This is a genomic window from Prosthecobacter sp. (assembly GCF_044232965.1).
Lineage (GTDB): Bacteria > Verrucomicrobiota > Verrucomicrobiia > Verrucomicrobiales > Verrucomicrobiaceae > Prosthecobacter.
Genome location: NZ_JBIIKX010000103.1, coordinates 1 through 17,388, shown reverse-complemented (window position 1 = coordinate 17,388; position 17,388 = coordinate 1). Strand labels below are relative to the sequence as shown.

Annotated in this window: 18 protein-coding genes; 9 read left to right on the top strand and 9 right to left on the bottom strand. The window is 59.9% G+C overall.

All coding sequences use genetic code 11. The annotated features are described in order from the left end of the window. The 5 genes from ACILSI_RS24945 to ACILSI_RS24925 form a co-directional block, all read left to right on the top strand. Positions 1-294: DNA-directed RNA polymerase subunit alpha C-terminal domain-containing protein (locus ACILSI_RS24945; RefSeq protein ID WP_395724643.1), on the top strand; the 294-nt coding region annotated here is incomplete at its 5' end. A gap of 33 nt (positions 295-327) precedes the next feature. After that, positions 328-819 carry a 50S ribosomal protein L17 gene (rplQ, locus tag ACILSI_RS24940; protein ID WP_395724642.1) on the top strand — a complete coding sequence of 164 codons (492 nt, stop codon included), beginning with the start codon at positions 328-330 and terminating at the stop codon, positions 817-819. 147 nt (positions 820-966) lie between these two features. After that, a complete protein-coding gene (locus ACILSI_RS24935) occupies positions 967-2,238 on the top strand; it encodes a Gfo/Idh/MocA family protein (RefSeq protein ID WP_395724641.1) in 1,272 nt (423 codons plus the stop codon). A 93-nt stretch (positions 2,239-2,331) separates the two neighbouring features. Then, a complete protein-coding gene (locus ACILSI_RS24930) occupies positions 2,332-2,631 on the top strand; it encodes a hypothetical protein (RefSeq protein WP_395724640.1) in 300 nt (99 codons plus the stop codon). A 172-nt stretch (positions 2,632-2,803) separates the two neighbouring features. Next, positions 2,804-3,058 (top strand): hypothetical protein, encoded by a 255-nt coding sequence (locus ACILSI_RS24925; protein WP_395724639.1) that lies wholly within the window; start codon positions 2,804-2,806, stop codon positions 3,056-3,058. A gap of 983 nt (positions 3,059-4,041) precedes the next feature. Here ACILSI_RS24925 and ACILSI_RS24920 read toward each other — a convergent pair. From ACILSI_RS24920 to ACILSI_RS24910, 3 genes are all read right to left on the bottom strand, one after another. Next, positions 4,042-5,442 (bottom strand): alkaline phosphatase family protein, encoded by a 1,401-nt coding sequence (locus ACILSI_RS24920; RefSeq protein ID WP_395724638.1) that lies wholly within the window; start codon positions 5,440-5,442, stop codon positions 4,042-4,044. Positions 5,443-5,538: 96 nt separating this feature from the next. Next, complete coding sequence (locus ACILSI_RS24915) at positions 5,539-5,922, bottom strand: DUF3307 domain-containing protein (RefSeq protein WP_395724637.1); 384 nt, start codon at positions 5,920-5,922, stop codon at positions 5,539-5,541. 83 nt (positions 5,923-6,005) lie between these two features. After that, on the bottom strand, positions 6,006-6,461 hold the full coding sequence (locus ACILSI_RS24910) for a Crp/Fnr family transcriptional regulator (protein ID WP_395724636.1): 456 nt from the start codon (positions 6,459-6,461) through the stop codon (positions 6,006-6,008). 240 nt (positions 6,462-6,701) lie between these two features. On the opposite strand from ACILSI_RS24910, the gene ACILSI_RS24905 reads away from it, so the two are divergent. Genes ACILSI_RS24905 through ACILSI_RS24895 form a run of 3 tightly spaced genes read left to right on the top strand, consistent with a single transcriptional unit; the run spans position 6,702 to position 9,469 of the window. Continuing rightward, positions 6,702-7,187 carry a TQO small subunit DoxD gene (locus tag ACILSI_RS24905; protein WP_395724635.1) on the top strand — a complete coding sequence of 162 codons (486 nt, stop codon included), beginning with the start codon at positions 6,702-6,704 and terminating at the stop codon, positions 7,185-7,187. 47 nt (positions 7,188-7,234) lie between these two features. Beyond that, positions 7,235-8,698 carry a Gfo/Idh/MocA family protein gene (locus tag ACILSI_RS24900; RefSeq protein ID WP_395724634.1) on the top strand — a complete coding sequence of 488 codons (1,464 nt, stop codon included), beginning with the start codon at positions 7,235-7,237 and terminating at the stop codon, positions 8,696-8,698. A gap of 42 nt (positions 8,699-8,740) precedes the next feature. Continuing rightward, positions 8,741-9,469 carry a discoidin domain-containing protein gene (locus tag ACILSI_RS24895; protein ID WP_395724633.1) on the top strand — a complete coding sequence of 243 codons (729 nt, stop codon included), beginning with the start codon at positions 8,741-8,743 and terminating at the stop codon, positions 9,467-9,469. Positions 9,470-9,618: 149 nt separating this feature from the next. Here the strand turns inward: ACILSI_RS24895 and ACILSI_RS24890 are convergent, their stop codons facing one another. After that, positions 9,619-9,996 carry a YkvA family protein gene (locus ACILSI_RS24890; protein WP_395724632.1) on the bottom strand — a complete coding sequence of 126 codons (378 nt, stop codon included), beginning with the start codon at positions 9,994-9,996 and terminating at the stop codon, positions 9,619-9,621. Here ACILSI_RS24890 and ACILSI_RS24885 point away from each other — a divergent pair. After that, entirely contained in the window at positions 9,970-10,650 is a 681-nt protein-coding gene (locus tag ACILSI_RS24885; protein WP_395724631.1) for a hypothetical protein, read from the top strand. The genes ACILSI_RS24890 and ACILSI_RS24885 overlap by 27 nt on opposite strands. A gap of 140 nt (positions 10,651-10,790) precedes the next feature. Here ACILSI_RS24885 and ACILSI_RS24880 read toward each other — a convergent pair whose 3' ends face one another. The 5 genes from ACILSI_RS24880 to ACILSI_RS24860 are packed head-to-tail and all read right to left on the bottom strand — an operon-like array spanning position 10,791 to position 17,136. Next, a complete protein-coding gene (locus ACILSI_RS24880; protein ID WP_395724630.1) occupies positions 10,791-11,480 on the bottom strand; it encodes a PIG-L deacetylase family protein in 690 nt (229 codons plus the stop codon). Between the two features lie 58 nt (positions 11,481-11,538). Continuing rightward, positions 11,539-12,810 carry an FAD-dependent oxidoreductase gene (locus ACILSI_RS24875; RefSeq protein ID WP_395724629.1) on the bottom strand — a complete coding sequence of 424 codons (1,272 nt, stop codon included), beginning with the start codon at positions 12,808-12,810 and terminating at the stop codon, positions 11,539-11,541. Between the two features lie 43 nt (positions 12,811-12,853). After that, positions 12,854-14,992 carry a fused MFS/spermidine synthase gene (locus ACILSI_RS24870; protein WP_395724628.1) on the bottom strand — a complete coding sequence of 713 codons (2,139 nt, stop codon included), beginning with the start codon at positions 14,990-14,992 and terminating at the stop codon, positions 12,854-12,856. A gap of 4 nt (positions 14,993-14,996) precedes the next feature. Continuing rightward, positions 14,997-15,839: a sugar phosphate isomerase/epimerase family protein gene (locus ACILSI_RS24865; RefSeq protein WP_395724627.1), complete on the bottom strand. Its 843-nt coding sequence runs from the start codon at positions 15,837-15,839 to the stop codon at positions 14,997-14,999. Between the two features lie 49 nt (positions 15,840-15,888). Further along, entirely contained in the window at positions 15,889-17,136 is a 1,248-nt protein-coding gene (locus ACILSI_RS24860) for an RsmB/NOP family class I SAM-dependent RNA methyltransferase (protein ID WP_395724626.1), read from the bottom strand. Positions 17,137-17,388: the final 252 nt, after the last annotated feature.

Genomic DNA, 17,388 nt, shown 5'->3' with positions numbered 1-17,388 from the left:
AACAACGCGAACATCACCTCCGTCGGCCAGTTGGCCATGAAGACCGAGGGCGAGATGCTCCGCTACCGCAACTTCGGCAAGAAGTCCCTCACCGAGATCAAGGAAAAGCTCGCCGAGCTTGGCCTGTCTCTCGGCATGAAGTTCGATCCCGCGCTGCTTGAGGCCACCCCTGGCGGTGTCTCCCTCCTTGCCCGCAGCAGCATGATCAGCGACGACGATGAAGAAGCCGACTCCCTCGACTTCACCAAGCTGGTGGACAGCCACCTCCCCGACGCCGACGACGAGGACGAATAATCAAATCACAGGAAGCCAAGACTTAATCAGGACATGAAACACGGAAGAAAAATCGTCAAACTTCAGCGCAAGCAGGATCACCGCGACGCGCTGCTCATGAATCTCACCTGCTCGCTCATCGAGCACCGCCGCATCCGCACCACGCTCGCCAAGGCCAAAGCCCTCCGCCCCTACGCGGAGAAGCTCGTCACCCTCGGCAAGCGCGGCACGCTGCACGCCCGCCGCACCGCCCTCTCCTCCCTCCGTCACAAAGACGTGGTGAAGAAGCTCTTCGAGGAGATCGCCGTCGCCTCCAAAGACCGCGTCGGTGGCTACACCCGCATCACCAAGCTCGGCCAGCGCCGCAGCGATTCCGCCCCGATGGCCTACATCGAGTGGGTCGATGCTTATGTGCCGAAAACTGCCGAGGCTCCTGCCGCCGAAGCCGTGACCGAGCCCGCCGCTGATGAAGCCGCCGCGCCGAAGAAGAAGGCCCCGGCCAAGAAAAAGGCCGCCCCGAAGAAGAAAGCCGCCTCCGCTGAATAAGCCGGCCTCTCTCATCGAGAACCATCCAAACGCGGGAGTCGAAAGGCTCCCGCGTTTTTTCTTATCCTCAAACATACCGGAAATCGGCACTCAGGTATCAGCATGATGGCTTGCGCGGAGATCGTGTCCGCCTTCCATGATCCAACCATGGAACCCACCATCAAGATCGCCCTTGTCGGCGCCGGCATGTTCGGCGGAGATGTTCACGCGCGTGCTTACGCGGACTTGCAGCGTTTCGGCATCGCCGGGCAGCTCGCCCGTGTAGGGCTCGACAAATACTCGCGCGAACTCGCCGGAGTGAAGTTTGATCTCGTGGCCGTGGCGACACGCAGTGAAAAATCGGCCAGGAAGGCCGCCGCAGCCTTCAAGGATATCACCGGCCACGAGCCTCGGGCGTTTTTCGGTGACGAGCCGTGGAACGACATCCTGAAAGCCTTCCCAGATCTCGATGTGATGGCCGTGGCCACGCCGGATCATCTGCACACACAGCCGATCCTGGCCGCGCTGGCGCGAGGTGTGCATGTTTTGACGGAAAAACCGATGTGCCTCTCGATCCAGGAGTCGGACGAGATCATTGAGGCTGCGAAGGCGAAAAACCTCATCGTCGCCGTGGACATGCACAAGCGCTACGACCCCGACCATCTGCGCATCCGCGATGACATTCAAAACCGTATCGGCGCGCCGCTCTACGGCACCGCCTATCTCGAAGAACCGCTCGAAGTGAGCACCAGCACCTTCAAGTGGGTGGAAAGCAGCGATCCTTTCAGCTACGTCGGCCCGCATTGGACGGACCTGATCTGGAGCTACTACAAATCCAAGCCTGTGAGCCTCACCGCTGTGGGCCAGAAGAAGCGTCTCATCCGCGACGGCATCAACGCCTTCGACGCCGTGCAGGTGCGCGTGGACTACGACAACGGCATGTCGATCAACTACCACAACAACTGGATCACGCCCGCCGACTTTGAAGGCCCGGTCAATCAAGGCCACGAAATCCTCGGCGCGGACGGCAAGGTGGAGAGTGATCAGCAGTATCGCGGCTTCCGCTGGTGGAACTCCGGTGGAGGCTCCCGCACGAGCAACAACCACTTTACCCGTGAGGTTCAGCGTCCTGATGGCAGCAAAGGCTACATCGGCTACGGCGTCGATAGTCTGACGGTCGGTTTGGTAGCGGTCTGCCGTGTGAAGTTTGCCCAAGAATCACGCGATGATGTCGCGGAACTCTATCCCACCGCCGAGGAGGCCCGCATTACTTGCGCCATCGTCGATGCCGCAGCCCGCGTGCGTGACTTGAACTGGAAATACATGCAGGAAGGCAAAGGCGCGACTGTCACCGCCCGCTTCGGCCAGGATGGCATCACCGTCATTGATCCAAACAACGCGGCCAACGTGTTTCAACGTATCTATGACAAGGCCTTGTAAAGCGCCTCACTAGGATGACACCCGGCAATGAGGCGCGGTTAAAGGTCAAATATGTCTTGCCCCTGAGCCTGGTTTTTTTCATAACAGAGCCCTATGAAAACAATTCAGCTCCTTACCGTTCTGGCCTTCTCGTTGTTACTCAGCCAATGCGTCGTCAGCAGGGTTCAGAAAAAAGTCTCCGACAAGATCGACAACTTCCCGCTGGAGCACCAGGCCAAGGATGACGGGCGAATGGACCGTTTGCACGGCCGCCCTGAAAGCCACGCGAGCCACGCCGACCACTACACACCCGCCACTGAAGCCCGGTACGCCAAGGCCTATCACGACGGTTACTACATGGGCCGCTCGGCCGCGAAGAAGGTTGCCCGAACTATGATTCTGCACGGACGTTGACACCCCAGGTCAGGTGCGCCACCGGCCTGAGAACTAACTCCAGCCAATGAGTTCAAGACGTTTGTCACAAACCGACATGGACTTATTTTGAACACCTAGGAGGCTATTACTAGGTTGACATTGCGCTTCACCGTTCATAAATAAGACTTGTCATCCAGACTAAAAGCCACTTATGAACTTATCCTCCGCCCAATTCCGCCGCGCCGCCGTCCTTCAGGAAAAAATTGAAGCCATGCAGGAGGAGCTCGCTTCTCTGCTCGGCAGCAGTGCAACCGCCTCCACTGGCAAGGGCAAAGGCAAGGATAAACCTGTGAAGAAGAAGCGCGTCATGTCGGAATCCGCCCGTAAGCGCATCGCCGCCGCGCAAAAAGCTCGCTGGGCCAAGCAGAAGGCCGCCGCCGCTGCGGCCGAGAAGAAAACGAAGTAATCCATTCTCATCAGGTCCGAATGACCCGCAAGGAAGGCCCCGGCTGATCAAGCACGGGGTCTTTTTTGTTTTTGCGCCGTTGTCCCTTGTGGGCCCGGATTGCTTGCTAAATCAAGAAAGCATGATGGCTCTTCCGCCATGCTTGGCCGCTATTTAAAAACTGCGCCGTTCATGTAAGGTGTTGGTGGCGCAAGATCCTCCAAGGCGGAAGGCCGCGCTCGCGGTTCTTCGTGCTGAAGATGAGGTGGACGTAGATTTTGGCGAACGAATGGCGCATGGGGGCGGCAAGGACGTTTTCCCGCGCTCCTTCAGAGCGAGACCGAATGAGAATGGTCCGGGGCGATGCGCAACTCCCAGGGCTGGCGCCCTGGGCTAAGTCCTGCGGCCCGTTGGGCCGGGCGAGTGAAAGCTCGCACAGTTTGCGATGGATACACGTCTGTCAGAAGCGCCAATAGCAACAACAGAAAAAAGGCTCCTTGTGAGACAATGATGCCTGATCTCACTTTATGAGATGGATAAAGACCACTGCAAAATGCTGGAAATTCTTGGGGCGGCAACAAAACCTGCCACTGCATCTTTTCGCAGATGGCTTGCTGGCATTTACCCGAATTGGACTGGCCTTGATGATTTCTGACGTTGCTTGCCAGTATCACATACTAGCTTGATAAAGGGCGACTACTGCCTGGGCTACATCTGGCCGGAAGATTGGATCATGGGATCACCACAGCAATGGGTTGGGTCAGGATGCTTGCCGAATGGCTCACTCTGTTCTGGCTCGTGGCTCGCAATCGATTGTACCGCGCCTGACTCGTTGTTTATTGGATGCTTTCCCATCGAACTCTTTTATGAAGATTCGGCTCCCCAATTGACTGAGTTGGACTTTGTGCCATTCGACATGTGTTATGGGCAATGGCTGAAGCACAGCTATGATTTCCCTGAGGATAACAGATACTCATAGTTGAATTCGATTTGCAGAAGACCAATCACACCGCCACGCCCGCATACCCATGCCCGCTGGAGCAGAGGCGGAATAGGTGGTTGCAGACTTCGTGGGCGGCGAGGATGCCCGTGCGGGGGAGCTGGTCGAAATCGCCGATGAGGACGGGCCAGTCGCTGCGGTCTTCGGGGATGCGGCCGTGGGAGCCTTTGACGAGCGAGGCGTCGAGCGGGATGACGTCCATGAGCATGCGCTGGCCGAGGGCTTTCTTGGCGAGCTTGCCGGCGATCTTGAGCTTGGGCCACTTGATCTGCGGATCGAGAAAGAGTTCGGCGGGGTCGTAGCCGCATTTGCGGTGGATATCGACGCAGCGGGCGAAGTCGGGGGCTTTGCGGTCGTCCTGCCAGTAGTAGTAGGTGAACCAGCTTTTGGCGTCGGCTATGGCGATGAGATCGCCGCTGCGCTCATGGTTGAGGCCGTGGAGATGTTTTTCCATCTTGCCGAGCACCTGGGCGACGCCGGGGGTGGCCTCCAGAGCGCCGCGCACGTTGGCGAGGAGGCTCTGATCGTTCACATAGACGTGGGCGATCTGATGATCGGCAATGGCGAAGGCTTTGGAGCCGCCGAGGTCGAGTGTTTCGCGGCCCAGCTCGTCTTTGATGCTGAGCCAGCCGCGCTCGCGGAAGACGCGATTCAGGTGGACGGGCTGTTCGACGTTGGTGATGCCGTATTCGGAGAGGAGGACGACCTTGATGTTGCGCGTCTCGTAGAAGCGGATGAGATCGCCGACGACGTTGTCGATCTGACGGAGGTCGAAACGGATTTTCTCCATGTCGAGGCCGACGCGCTGGAGATTGTAGTCGAGATGCGGGAGGTAAACGAGCGAGAGGCCGGGCCAGTGTTTTTCCTCGATCCATTTGGCGCTCTCGGCGATCCAGATGGAGGATTTGATGTCGGAGCCGGGGCCCCAGAAGCTGCGGAAGGGGAAGGGGCCAAGGTCTTTTTTGATGCGATCCCGCAGAGGCATGGGCTGGGTGTGGATGTCGAAGACCTTGCGGCCGTCGGCGGGATAAAGCGGCCGCGGGGTGATGGCGATGTCGGCGGTGGAATACATGTTGTACCACCAGAAGAGCTTCGCGCAGGTGAACTGCGGATCGACACGGCGCAGGGCTTCCCACAGCTTCTCGCCCTGCATGAGCTGCTCGGGCTGCTTCCAGAAGCGGTGCTCGGCGTAGTCGCGATCATACCAGCCGTTAGCGACGGCACCGTGATCACGCGGCAGGCGGCCGGTCAGATAGGTGGCCTGGGCGGTGCAGGTGACCGCCGGGAGCACGGGCTCGATGAGCGTGGAACGGTTGCGCTCCACGAAAGCGCGAATCGCCGGGGTGTGTTCGCCAATGAGTCGCGTGGTGAGGCCGACGACGTTTAAGATCGCTGTCCGCTGCATGGGGTCGGAGTTTCAAGTTTCAGGTTCAAAGTTTCAAGTGTTTGCCCGGCATGATTCGCCGTGCTGCGGCGAACTTGAAACCTGAAACTTGGAACTTCAGAGTAGCATGGCCACGACGACGTAGCCGATCTTGCAGATGATATGGAGCCACTGATCCTGATGGAAGGTGGTCCAGTTCTCGCATTTGGCGAAGTCGATGATCCAGTGCAGCGCCAGTTCGACGAGGCATAGGACGAAGCAGCCGGTGACGGCCCAGACCATGACGGCGTGGAGCAGGCAGTGGGCCGTCATGCAGAGGGGCCAGATGGAAACGGGGCGCGTCGGATCGTTGCGCGCAGAAAGCAGATGGCGGTTTTTGCAGGTGGAGAGGAATTCACCCTGAAGCGGGTAATCCATCAGCGCATGGCCTGCGCACAGAAGGAAAATGACCTGGATGGCGTCCAGCCAAGTCTGGGGTGGTAATGGCAGCAAGCCCGACATTTTTGAGCAATGTCCCACCAAGACAACAAGTCCGCAATGAACGAATCATCCACTGCAGACATGAATTTCCGGCGGGCCGTGCGTTAGGCGCTGTAGAAGGCGGCGATCTTCTCGTTCACCGCACGGAGACGGTGGGCGATGGTGCGGCCCACACCGATGAGCAGCCAGGCTGCGGCACGCGGGTACTCGTTGATGTAGCCTTCGAGGCTTTCGCCGTCGATGCGCCAGACCTGGGAGAATTCCACGGCGGTGACGGTGGCGCTGGCGACGTTGGGGTCGAGAAGATTGATCTCGCCGACGGTTTCACCTTTCTGGATCGAGCCGAGCAGCACTTTGTGGCCGCCGCGCATGGCGGTGGCGTGGAATTTGCCGGAAGCGACGAAGAAGAGACTGTTTTGCTGCATGCCCTCCTCAATGAGATGCTGGCCTGGCTGCACAGGAAGGAATTCGCCGTATCCGCTGAGAATGTCGCGATCCTCCTCACCGAGAGGTTCGAGAATGCCTTGGGCGGGGAGCTTGGGAGAAGAGAGGGAGCTCATGGTTGCGGGATGGGAGAGATGAATTAAGCACTGTTTTTTAAGCGGTATCGCCGCAAATGGCAAGCACGGCGAGTGGAAAGCCCCAGAAACCCACCCGTTCGGCAAGCGGGCACTCCAGCATTTTCACCGATTGCGGTGGTTCACAATTCCGAAGGAATCGGATTCTAAATTCTGCTGGATTTCCAAGTTCAACGGTTCAAAATCGCCCCCCTTCCTCCTAACCAGCAACCCAACCCATTCATGTCTGACTCTTCCTCCTCCAATTGCTGTGGCAATTCTGGCTACGCCTTCGCCCACCTCCTCCTTCGTCTCTGGGTCGGCATGCGTCTTTTCATGGCGGGTCTCGACAAGTTCCGCTGGGGCAACGGTGCCACCACCACGTTTGGCTTGGAAAACTATCCCAAGAAAACCGAGCCGCTGGCCAAGCTCATGGCAGACAACAGCTTCCTCCCTGAAGCGGCTTGCAAAGGATTCGCCGCCACCATTGGCTACATCCTTATTCCCGTCGGCATATGGGTCGCCATCGGCATCTGCACCGAGTTCGGGCTCCTTGCCGCCGGCTTGGTGTTCCTCGCGCTGGGCTTTGGTCTGGCCGCGCTGCCGGATGACACAGAAATGGTGACCAACATTGGTCTGTCCGTTCTCATCGTGGCCGCTGCTCTTGTGACATCGAAGGCAAAGACCTTCTCCCTCGACGGCATCCTCGCCCGCAAGAAGTCCGCCTAACGGCTGCCAGCGTATCGGCCAGTGAAACCACGCGCCTGATTGCACCTATGAATTCCCAGCCTCTCCCATCTTCCACAGCGCCGCTGTCCCGCTTCATGGACCGCCGCGGCTTCCTCCGCACCAGCGCTCTCACCAGCAGCGGCCTCTACCTCGTCACCAGCAAGACCGCCGTCGCCCAGCAAACCGCCCCCGGCCGCACCATCAAGTGCGCGCTCGTTGGCTGCGGTGCCCAGGGTAACAAAGCACTTCGCGTCGCCTCCAAAGACGTGCCCGGCATTCAGTGGGTCGCCATGTGCGACATTTGGAAGTACTCCATCGCCCAGGCACGCGGCGGCTTCCTCAGCGAAAACAAGCATCAGGTCGAAGGCGAGATCAAAATCTACGAGGACATCAATGAGATGCTCGACAAGGAGCCATCCATCGAGGCCGTCTTCATCGCCACGCCCGACTTCCTGCATGCCCCTTATTCGAAGCTTTGCCTCGAAAAAGGCAAAAGCGTGTACTGCGAAAAGATGATGAGCAACACGCTCGAAGGCGCGCGTGACATGGTGCGCGCCGGCAAGGCGAACAACGGCCTGTTCCAGATCGGCCATCAGCGCCATTCCAACCCGCGTTACATCAACCTGCGCGAAAACATCATCAAACCCGGTAAGATGCTCGGCCGCATCACCCACGCCTACGCGCAGTGGAACCGTGGTGTCTCCGGCAGCGCTCCGCAGGGTGCCGTGAAAGGCTACGACATCCCCGCCGACGTGCTTGCCAAGAACGGCTACGGGAGCATCGAGGAGTTCCGCAATTGGCGCTTCTTCTCCAAATACGGCGGCGGTCCGCTCTCCGATCTCGGTGCGCACCAGATCGACATGTTCAACTGGATGTACGAGGCCACCCCCGTCTCCGTCATCGCCTCCGGCGGCGTCGATTACTTCGATGGCAGCGAAGGCCGCCCGAAATTCGAGCTGCCTGACAACATGATGTGCATCTACGAATTCAAAACGCCCGCCGGAGCCCTCCGCGCCTACTACCAGGTGCTCACCACCACCGGTTCTCAGGGTGCGTATGAAAAGCACATGGGCATCGGCGGCACCGCCATCATTTCCGAACTCGACACCGCTGGCAACCAGCTCTACGCCGAGCCTGGCCAGGCCTGGGACGAATTCGCCGGCGGTGAAAACCCGCCCATCCTCAAGGCTGCCGACAAGGCCAAAAACAAGTTCTGGGAACACCCCCGTGACTGGGAAAAGCCCAAGCCCCCGTCCTATGGTGCCGTCAGCGTCGCCGATGTGCGCGAGAGCAAGGCCCTGGCCCAATGGGAACTCGGCGTGAAGCTCAACCGCAAGCCGCACGCGCCGCATGTGCAGAACTTCATCGAAGCCGTGCAGATGAAAAAGCCCGAGCATCTCACCTGCCCGGTCGAAATGGCCTTCAAATCCTGCGTCACCGTCCTCAAGGCCTACGAATCCATCAAGACCGGCAGCAAATACGTCTTCACCCCCGAAGACTTCCAAGCCTGATCCAGCCTCGAGATTCCAGCATCTAGCACCAAACACTCCCCCATGAAAAACAGCATCCACATCCTCACGGGCCTCGCGCTCGCCATCACCCTTGCCTCCTGCGGCAAGACTGAAGACAAAAAGGCCGAAGGTTCCGCCGCTGCTCCTGCGGCCGCCGCCGTTCCAGCCGGTGACCTCGAAGAAATCAAACTCGAGTTCCCCAAGCCCATGTTCATCGGCACCCCGGTGCCTGCTGAGCTGCCGAACCTCGAAAAGGCCGACCCCAGCAAAGTGGTGAAGTCCTTCCAGGCTCCCAAGGGCACCGTGAACCTTGCCAAAGGCAAGAAAGTCACCAGTTCTGACTCCGCCCCGATCATTGGCGACCTCAACCTCGTCACCGACGGCGACGCCGACGGCGCTGATGGCTCCTTCGTCGAACTCATGCCCGGCAAACAGTGGGTGCAGATCGACCTCGGCGCTCCGGCCAACATCTACAAGATCGCCATGTGGCACTACCACAAACAGGCCCAGGCCTACATCGACGTCGTCGTGCAGGTGTCTGACGATGCTGAGTTCAAGACCGGCGTCACCACCCTGTTCAACTCCGACCACGACGACACCTCCGCCCTTGGCAAAGGTGGCGATCCTGCTTACGTCGAAACCAACCACGGCCGCGTCATCGACGCCAAGGGCACCAAGGCCCGCTACGTGCGCCTCTGGAGCAATGGCAATACCAGCAACGACATGAACCACTACTGTGAAGTTCAGGTCTATGGCACGCCCGCCAAGTAAGCCGAATCAGCCTCTCGTTTGATCCACCCGCCGTGCAGCGCTCCTGCACGGCGGTTTTGTTTGTAGTCCCGGCTTTAGCCGGTCTGGAGAGGGGGGCAAACACGTCACGTCAGAACCGGCGCCGGGATTACAATACTGGGAGCCACACTTCAAACATCCATCACCTTGCCGCCGCCACCCTTCGTCTTCGCCACCACCCACTCCTGATAACGCTCAATCTCCCGCTGCACCAGTTTCAGGCAAAACGCCACCACCGTCGCGTCATCCAGGTAACCCACGCCAAGCAGCACGTCCGGCAGCACATCCACCGGATTGAGCACATACAGCAGTGCCAGCGCCACCGCGCTGATCGCCCAGTAGGGCACCTCGCGGTAAGAGCCGTTCCAGTAGTCCTTCACCATCCCCAGCATGATTTTCCCCTGCTCAAACAGCGTCTTGAGCTTCGGCAGCTTGCCTTCGATGTCCTGCGCCCGCTGATTGACCTTTTCGATGCTCAGATCGTGCTCGCCGTTGCTGGAGGTGCTCATGTTGGAAAAATAAGCGGATGCTTTGATGAAGTCCAGTTGGCAGTAGAAACGGTCCGCTGGCTTGAAGGCCAGCTTCGTCACCGAATAAAGCGTGCTCGAAGCAAAGACGTTGCCCTGATGGGAGCGGTGGAACAAGTTTTGAAAAACATCGCGCAATCGGGTGCCATTTTTTGTCATCTATGGGCTTGTTTCGGCTCGGAAGTCGTGGAGTCTCGCTTTGCTATGAAACTTACCCACATTCTTCTGATCGGGTTGCTCGCGGGCGGCCTCTCCTCATGCAAAAAAACAACGGAAGCCTCCAAAGCTGCCGAAGACACCAAGAAGGCGACGGAAGCTCTCAAGGAAGCCGTCAAATCCAGCACGGACGCCGCCGCCAAGGAACTGGAAATCGCCAAAGCCGATGCTGCGAAGAAGGCCGAGGAATTGAAAGCTGCGGCTGAAAAAGCGAAAGCTGCGGCCGAGAAAGAAGCCGCTGCGCTCAAGGAAGCCGCTGCGCTCAAGGAAGCGGCGGCCAAAAAAGCTGCTGAAGCCGCCAAGGCCATCGAAGAAGCCGCTAAGAAAGCTAAAGAGGCTCTCACCCCTCCTGCGCCTGCTCCTGCCACACCACCAGCGGCTCCTGCTGCGCCGCCTGCCGCGCCAGCGGTGCCGAAATGACCGTCACCATTCTGAATCACCGGGAGCGTCAGGATCATTCCTGACGCTCTTTTATTTTCCGTGGTTGTGCGAGATTACCCCGGTCTTCGGCCTCCGAGGCTCGTTCGCACCCTTCATGGGAATGCTCATTGACGTGACTCTCACCAGTCTTCCCGAACGATGGGGCGCATGCTTTTGAGCGCCTCGGCGTGTTTTACGCCGCAGGCCAGACCGCGATAGCGGGATAAGACCGTTTTCGTCTCCAGCGCGGCGTCTGTTTTCGCCGGATCATATTTCTCCTGCCGCACAAAGGCCATCAGCCTCGCCAGCCATTCGCGCGCGGCCTCCCACTCGGCCGACACGTCAATGTAAGTGTCCGGCTCGAAGCCGATGGTGTGCCCAGGACCGTTGTCATACCAAAACACTCGCGAAGGAGCGCGCGCATCATCCCGGCCCGACAAACGTGCCGGTTGTTGCAGCGCCGCGTGGCAGATTGCGCTGGCTGCCTCGTGATCGGGATGGCGGTCGCGCGGCCACAGCATGAACGCCGTGTCCGGTTTCACCTCCGCCACCACCTCGGCCACGGCGCGTTTTGTTTCCAGGGTCGGCTCAAAGCCCATGCTCTTCCACGGCAGGAAACGCATCTCCATGCCGCGCTCGGCGGCAAGCTGCTTTGAAAGTTCGATCAAGCCCTGCGCACGTCCGCGCACCGGCGGCCAGTCGGCGTAATCCCCGATCAAACTCAGAATCACCACGCGCTGATGCTTCTGCACCGCCCGCAGAAGGGTGCCGGGAATTCCAAACGGACAGTCATCATAGTGTGCGCCGATGGCGAGGATAGTGCGAGTCATGTGCGGATGATGAAGAAAGCCCCTGCGCAGGGCAAGCGGCATTCTAAGGGCATCCTTATCATGCTTCGCTTTGGCTCAAAACATGTCCCACTTGTTGGGCGATAGTCGGAGTGTCTCCCACCGTGAGCGCAGCAGCCATACCAGCAGCCTGACCGGTTGCCAAAGCCGTTCCCATCACACGGATGCTCGCCTGGGCGCGATGCGTGGCTGAAATACAGCGTCCGGCAATGAACACGTTCTGCAAATCACGCGCTCGCAAGCATCCAAGCGGAATGCCGCAGGCTTTTGGTTCGCGCGGATACAGCAATCTTGCCCCACGGGCCGTTTCGCGGAGTTCAATTGGCCACGTCGCGTTGGCGACGGCTTGGTCGTCGCTTCGGCTTTCAAGGATGTCTTCCTCGGTCAAAACGACCTCGCCAATCCAAGACCTGCTTTCGCGAATGCCTGCTCGCACCGGCAGTGTGGTGACACGTGCATGGGCAAAACCTTCGAGCGCAGTGCGCAGATGATCGACGATGGCAAAACTCACTTCGCGGCCCTGCATCTCGATCCAGGTCAAACTACGCGCGTCGTTGGCATCAAACGGGCATTCCGGCAAATCACCGGCAAGATCGAGCGTGAGGAAGGCTTCATTCGTCGTGGTGCCAGCACGAAAATGAGCCCCGGCGACTGCGGCGGGCAGTTTTTGGTCTTTGATGGCGCGTGCGAGGCAGCTGGAGATTTTCAGCGGGCCGTCTCCTGTGAACATGCCAGACTCAATTCCGCCAAGACCCACGATGTAAGCCGGGCGTTGCAGCTCTTGGGCGGGAGTTTGCGCCCAAGGATGATTCACGAGCGCCGCGAGCAACGCGTCGCCGCTGGCATCGACAATCGTGCGCGGGCGCAGTTTCCAGGACGTGCCACGGCAGTGCAGAGTCACTTCACTGACGCGATTGGCCTCAACCACGGCGTCAATGACCTTGGTGTGCAGCAGCACCTTCAAGTTCGGCTGCTTGGAGCACCATTGGTCGTAAAAAAGAGCCAGTCGCTGCGGCTGATGCATCAGCACATCGACTTTGCCCATGCGCAGCGGGCCGTGCGCGATGCCTTGGGCGAGCAATTCGCGTTCAAGCTCGGCTGGAAGGCCTGGATTCGCGACCTTGGGGGCTGCATCCGGCGTTGGCGGCAGATCATACAGCCCGCAAAATGAATGCACGAGTGAGGCCGTGCCTGCGCCGCCGAAAAAGCCGTATCGTTCGACCAGCAGCGTGTCAGCGCCTTGGCGTGCCGCTGCAATAGCCGCCACCACGCCTGCGCTGCCACCGCCGATGACAAGAACATCCGGATTCATCCAGGTTTTATGAATGGTGGAGCATGAGAATGCAAATCAACGCTCAAGGATACTCGTGGCCGAGATTGTCATCGGTGATGATCTTGGCATTGCCCCAAGCCGACTGCATCGCCTCACGACGGCACCAGCGAGACATGTGACCGGGTCCTGGCAGAGCTTCTTGAGTGAGAAAATCGAGCATGGCTTCGATTTGATCGGCGGCGATGACGGGCTGGCCGTCGATGCGGTAATCGGCCAGGATTTTCTGCCAGCGGTCGCGATTCGGTTCGAGTGGCGCGTTGCTGGCGAGGCAGTGGTTCATGACCATGATCGTGTGCGGAAACACCTCCATGCCGGCACGTGCGGCACGTGGGGACTCGGTGCAGTTCCAGAAGGCGATGCCGTCGGGTGTGAGGTGGGCTTTGACCTCGGTCAAGAATTCGCTGGAGAGCAGGGCGGAGGCGAATTCGCGCCAGTGATGCGTGGTGTTCATCACGATGGCGTCGAAGCGCGCGTCGGGATGCTGGCGCAGCCAGCGGCGGCCGTCGTCGATGACGAGTTCGAGCTTGGGATTGGTGAGCAGGCTGGCGACTTCGGGACGGGCGCGAATCAAATCGAGGTAGCCGTGGCTGAGTTCGATGGCAGTGGCGTGCTTCACTTGTGGATGATTGACAAGAATTTGAGTCCATGAACCGCTGGCGACGCCGATGACGAGCACGTTTTCGATGCGTTCCCGCACGGCGGAGAGGAAGTAAGGCCGCACGAGCCAGGATTTCGGCTCCAGCCTGGTGCCGATCATGCCGTCGTAAGCGCCGTTGCCGTAAACCGCGTTGCTGGTGTCCACCGTGACGACGCCGTGACGCGATTCGATGGTTTGCGCGAAGCGCATGCCGGATTTGAATTCGTGCTTGTACTGCAGGCGCTCGTAGAAGCTTTGAAACGGGCTCAAGGTGATCAAAAGCATGAACAGCGGCTGAAGGCGTAACTTGGCGGGCAGTTGAAAACGGGCGATGCCTTCGACCCAGAACCACGAAACAGCGAGCAGCAGCCAGCCCAGCACTTGGAGGCTCATCCATTCCATGAAGACGAAACCAGTGAGCAGACTGCCTGCGCCGGAACCGATGATGTTGGCGAGGTAGAGCCGCGAAAGCTGGCTGCCAGTGTCTTTGCCCGGTGGGATGGCCGCGTGGCAGAGTAGCGGGAAGGTGATGCCAAGCAATGCGCCAGCAATGATGACGAAAACATAACCACATTCCCAAGACACATGTGATGCAGCGATGGCGGTGAACGGTGCGACGAGAAATCCAGCCACACTCGAGAGCAGCACCCAGCGTGCGAGTTTGGTGCGGAGATCGCCGGTTTTAGCCAGCAATCGCGGACTAAACAATGAACCGAGCGCGAGTCCGAACAGGTAACTGCCGAGCATGTAGCCGAACACAGGGGCTCGGGAGGCGCTGGCGAAGTTGAAGACGCGTGACCAGACGATTTCCCAGGAGAGAGCGAGAAAGCCGGACAGCGCGGACCAAAACAGGGCGGTACGGAAGTTGATCTCACATTTCGGAGTGGGAATCGCGGCTTCGCTTTTCTCAGAGACTGCGATGGCTGGCTTTTTCCACGTGAGCAGCACGATGAAAGCCGCCAGCGCATTCAAACTGGCGGCGATGCGTGTGGTTCCGCTCATGCCAAAGCTGCCAAGCAACCAGTGCGCGGCGATGAAGGCTCCGAGCGCGGCGCCGAGCGTGTTCACGAAGTAGAGCCGGCTCACGCTTTGGCCGACATGCGCTGTGTCGCGCACCTGATGCGCCACGAGCAGCGGCAGCGTGGCACCCATGAGCAGCGTGGGCAGAAACACGAGCAGGAAGACCAGAGCGCCGGTGGTGAGGCCGTGGGCTTGTGCGGAAGTGATAGCTCCAACCGCGTCGAACAACTTCAGCGAGATGAGGCCGTAGGCTCCGACGCCGAGTTCAGCGAGACCAAAGAGCAGCACGAGCGGTGCGCGCGTGGATTTGGAAATCCAGCCGCCTGCGAGACTGCCGATGCCGAGTCCTGCCAGAAACGCCGCCACGACCATCGCCACGGATTCGACGTTGCTGCCGTAGATCGTGAGCAGCGCACGCTGCCACACGAGCTGGTAGATCAGCGCTGAGATGCCGGAGAGGATGAAAACGCCATGCAGGATGATGGCGTGGAGGCGGCGTGACATGGGATCACTCGAAGCCGTTCGTGCGGAGGAATTTCAGGCTCGCAGGGATCTGATCCATGGAGGTGGGGGATTCGTCCTCGATGAAGTAGTGCTGGATGCCGTTCTTGCGGGCGGCGGCAAAGATGGAGACCCAGTCCATCTGGCCGGTGCCAAGGACCACGTCGTTGGCGACGTCGGTCTTGCCGCTGAGGAAGCCGGTGGCGATGCCTTTCTTCAAATCCTTGAGGTGCATGAGCTTCCAGCGGCCGCTGTATTTCTCCAAGAGCTTCGCGGGATCCTGACCGGGGAAGACGATCCACAGCACGTCCATCTGCACGGAGACGAACTCGGGCTTGGTCTCCTGCATGAAGAGATCGAACAAGGTGCCATCGCCATAAGGCTCAAACTCGAAGCCGTGGGCGTGGTAGAACATCGTGATGCCTTCCTTCGCGAGCGCTTCGCCCGCTTTGTTGAACACGGCGGCGGCTTCGCGGCACTCGGCCTCGTCGAAGCTGTCCTTGTGATTGATCCACGCGCAGCCGGCGAATTTGATGCCGAGCGTCTTGGCGTCCTTCACGACGTTGTCGAGATCATTCTTGTAGCGATCATACGGGAAGTGGCTGCTCACAGCCTTGAGGCCACGCTGTTCGAGCTCGGCTTTGAACTGCTCGGCGCTGAGGTTGTAGGTTCCGGCGAGTTCGACCTCCTTGATGCCGAACTCCTTCACGCGGTCGAGCGTCCACGGCACGCCACGCAGGGTGAACTGGCTGCGCAGACTGTAGAGCTGCAATCCGGCGGCGTTCGGCGCATCAGCGGCCTGGATTTGGAAAGCGAGGCCGAAGGCAAGGAGAAGTGGCGTGAGTTTCATGGAGGAGTGGAGTTTTGGAGAAAGGAGCGGCGGATGTCACGCACGATCTTCAAACGCGCCGGATCGCCGCCGCGAAGGCTCCGTCCATTTGCTCGTCCGGCGGGAAGCTGTGGCGGAGTTTGACGGGTTCGAAGCCGGGAGTCGATTCGAGGACACTGCCGACGAGTTGCTCGTTTTCTGCGGGTTCGATGCTGCAGGTGCTGTAAACGAGGATGCCGCCGGGTTTGAGGACGCGGAGACAGTTGCGCAGGAGTTGCGACTGCGTTTGCGTCTGTGCGGTGAAGTCGTCGGGATGGAGACGCCAGCGGACATCGACACGGCGGCGCATGACGCCGGTGTTCGAGCAGGGCACGTCGAGCAGGATGCGGTCGAAGCCGGGCTTGGCGAAGGCGGGGATTTGCGGGTCTGACCAGTCGTGCTCCTCAATGCGGGCGTTGGCGACGTGGAGGCGGTGCAAATTGCCGTCGAGACGACGCAAACGGCCCGGCGAGACATCGCAGGCGATGATTTCGCCCTGGTTTTCCATGAGCTGGGCCAGCAGCGCGGTTTTACCGCCAGGTGCTGCGCAGGCATCCAGCACGCGGTGGCCGGGCTGCGGGGCGAGCAGGCGTGGGGCGATGGCGGTGCTGGGGTCCTGCATGTACACCTTGCCGACGCTCAATTCTTCACGCGGGAGGTGATCGCAGACGATGAAATCCTCCTGCGGAGCGTCCAGGTGCGGGTAGAGGCGGTTGATGCGAGCGCAGATCGGCGCGGGGACTTGATTCCACTCGCAAAGAGCGGTGGTTTTGGCTTCGCCGAAGAGGCCGAGCCAGTGCTCAATGAGCCATTTCGGGTGCGAGGTGCGGGTTTCGAGCGGCAGGCCTTCAACCATGGCCAGCAGTTCGGCGTATTCGCGGCAGGCACGACGCAGGACGGCATTGATCAGGCTGCGGGCACGACCGGTGGCGGCCACGGTTTCATTGACGGCGGCGTATTCGGAGACTTTGAGGATCAAAACCTGGCACAGGCCGATGCGCAGGCCCCAGCGGCTGCGGTGGTCGAGATGCTTGTCCTCGGTGATCACGGCGATCCAGTGGTCGAGCAGGGAGAGATTCCGCAGCGTGGTGAGCACGATGTCGCGCAGGAAGGCGGCGTCGGGCAGGCTGAGGCCGTTGTCGCGCTGGATGTGGTCCATGAGATCGGCAGCGAAGCGCTCCCCGCCGGACCATTCGCCGAGGACATCCAGCGCCATGCCGCGGATAGGGACGGTCGGCTGGCGGGGGCGGGAAGAGGGCGGCTGGCGGTCGGGAATCATGTCAGGCATGACTAAGGCGGCGTGGTGCATGGCACAAGCCGCCCTTTGCCCGTGGCGGGACGATTGATTGACAAACTTCCCGCGCCCTCCTTTATAGGCGGCCCCCCGTTTTTCCCACCCGCCCACCCATCCCAGACCATGGATTTTATTGCCAAAAACATCGCCGAAGTCGCCCCTTCAATGACCCTGTCCATCACCAGCCAGGCGAAGGCGCTCAAGAAGCAGGGTGTGGACGTGCTGAGCTTTGGAGCC

What these genes read in the sequence shown, in the direction of transcription:
- ACILSI_RS24870 (WP_395724628.1), bottom strand. Translation starts at nt 14,992, where the DNA reads ATGTCACGCCGCCTCCACGCCATCATCCTGCATGGCGTTTTCATCCTC.
- ACILSI_RS24865 (WP_395724627.1), bottom strand. Translation starts at nt 15,839, where the DNA reads ATGAAACTCACGCCACTTCTCCTTGCCTTCGGCCTCGCTTTCCAAATC.
- ACILSI_RS24930 (WP_395724640.1), top strand. Translation starts at nt 2,332, where the DNA reads ATGAAAACAATTCAGCTCCTTACCGTTCTGGCCTTCTCGTTGTTACTC.
- ACILSI_RS24880 (WP_395724630.1), bottom strand. Translation starts at nt 11,480, where the DNA reads ATGACTCGCACTATCCTCGCCATCGGCGCACACTATGATGACTGTCCG.
- ACILSI_RS24890 (WP_395724632.1), bottom strand. Translation starts at nt 9,996, where the DNA reads ATGAGCACCTCCAGCAACGGCGAGCACGATCTGAGCATCGAAAAGGTC.
- ACILSI_RS24915 (WP_395724637.1), bottom strand. Translation starts at nt 5,922, where the DNA reads ATGTCGGGCTTGCTGCCATTACCACCCCAGACTTGGCTGGACGCCATC.
- ACILSI_RS24895 (WP_395724633.1), top strand. Translation starts at nt 8,741, where the DNA reads ATGAAAAACAGCATCCACATCCTCACGGGCCTCGCGCTCGCCATCACC.
- ACILSI_RS24860 (WP_395724626.1), bottom strand. Translation starts at nt 17,136, where the DNA reads ATGATTCCCGACCGCCAGCCGCCCTCTTCCCGCCCCCGCCAGCCGACC.
- ACILSI_RS24925 (WP_395724639.1), top strand. Translation starts at nt 2,804, where the DNA reads ATGAACTTATCCTCCGCCCAATTCCGCCGCGCCGCCGTCCTTCAGGAA.
- ACILSI_RS24900 (WP_395724634.1), top strand. Translation starts at nt 7,235, where the DNA reads ATGAATTCCCAGCCTCTCCCATCTTCCACAGCGCCGCTGTCCCGCTTC.
- ACILSI_RS24875 (WP_395724629.1), bottom strand. Translation starts at nt 12,810, where the DNA reads ATGAATCCGGATGTTCTTGTCATCGGCGGTGGCAGCGCAGGCGTGGTG.
- rplQ (WP_395724642.1), top strand. Translation starts at nt 328, where the DNA reads ATGAAACACGGAAGAAAAATCGTCAAACTTCAGCGCAAGCAGGATCAC.
- ACILSI_RS24920 (WP_395724638.1), bottom strand. Translation starts at nt 5,442, where the DNA reads ATGCAGCGGACAGCGATCTTAAACGTCGTCGGCCTCACCACGCGACTC.
- ACILSI_RS24910 (WP_395724636.1), bottom strand. Translation starts at nt 6,461, where the DNA reads ATGAGCTCCCTCTCTTCTCCCAAGCTCCCCGCCCAAGGCATTCTCGAA.
- ACILSI_RS24905 (WP_395724635.1), top strand. Translation starts at nt 6,702, where the DNA reads ATGTCTGACTCTTCCTCCTCCAATTGCTGTGGCAATTCTGGCTACGCC.
- ACILSI_RS24935 (WP_395724641.1), top strand. Translation starts at nt 967, where the DNA reads ATGGAACCCACCATCAAGATCGCCCTTGTCGGCGCCGGCATGTTCGGC.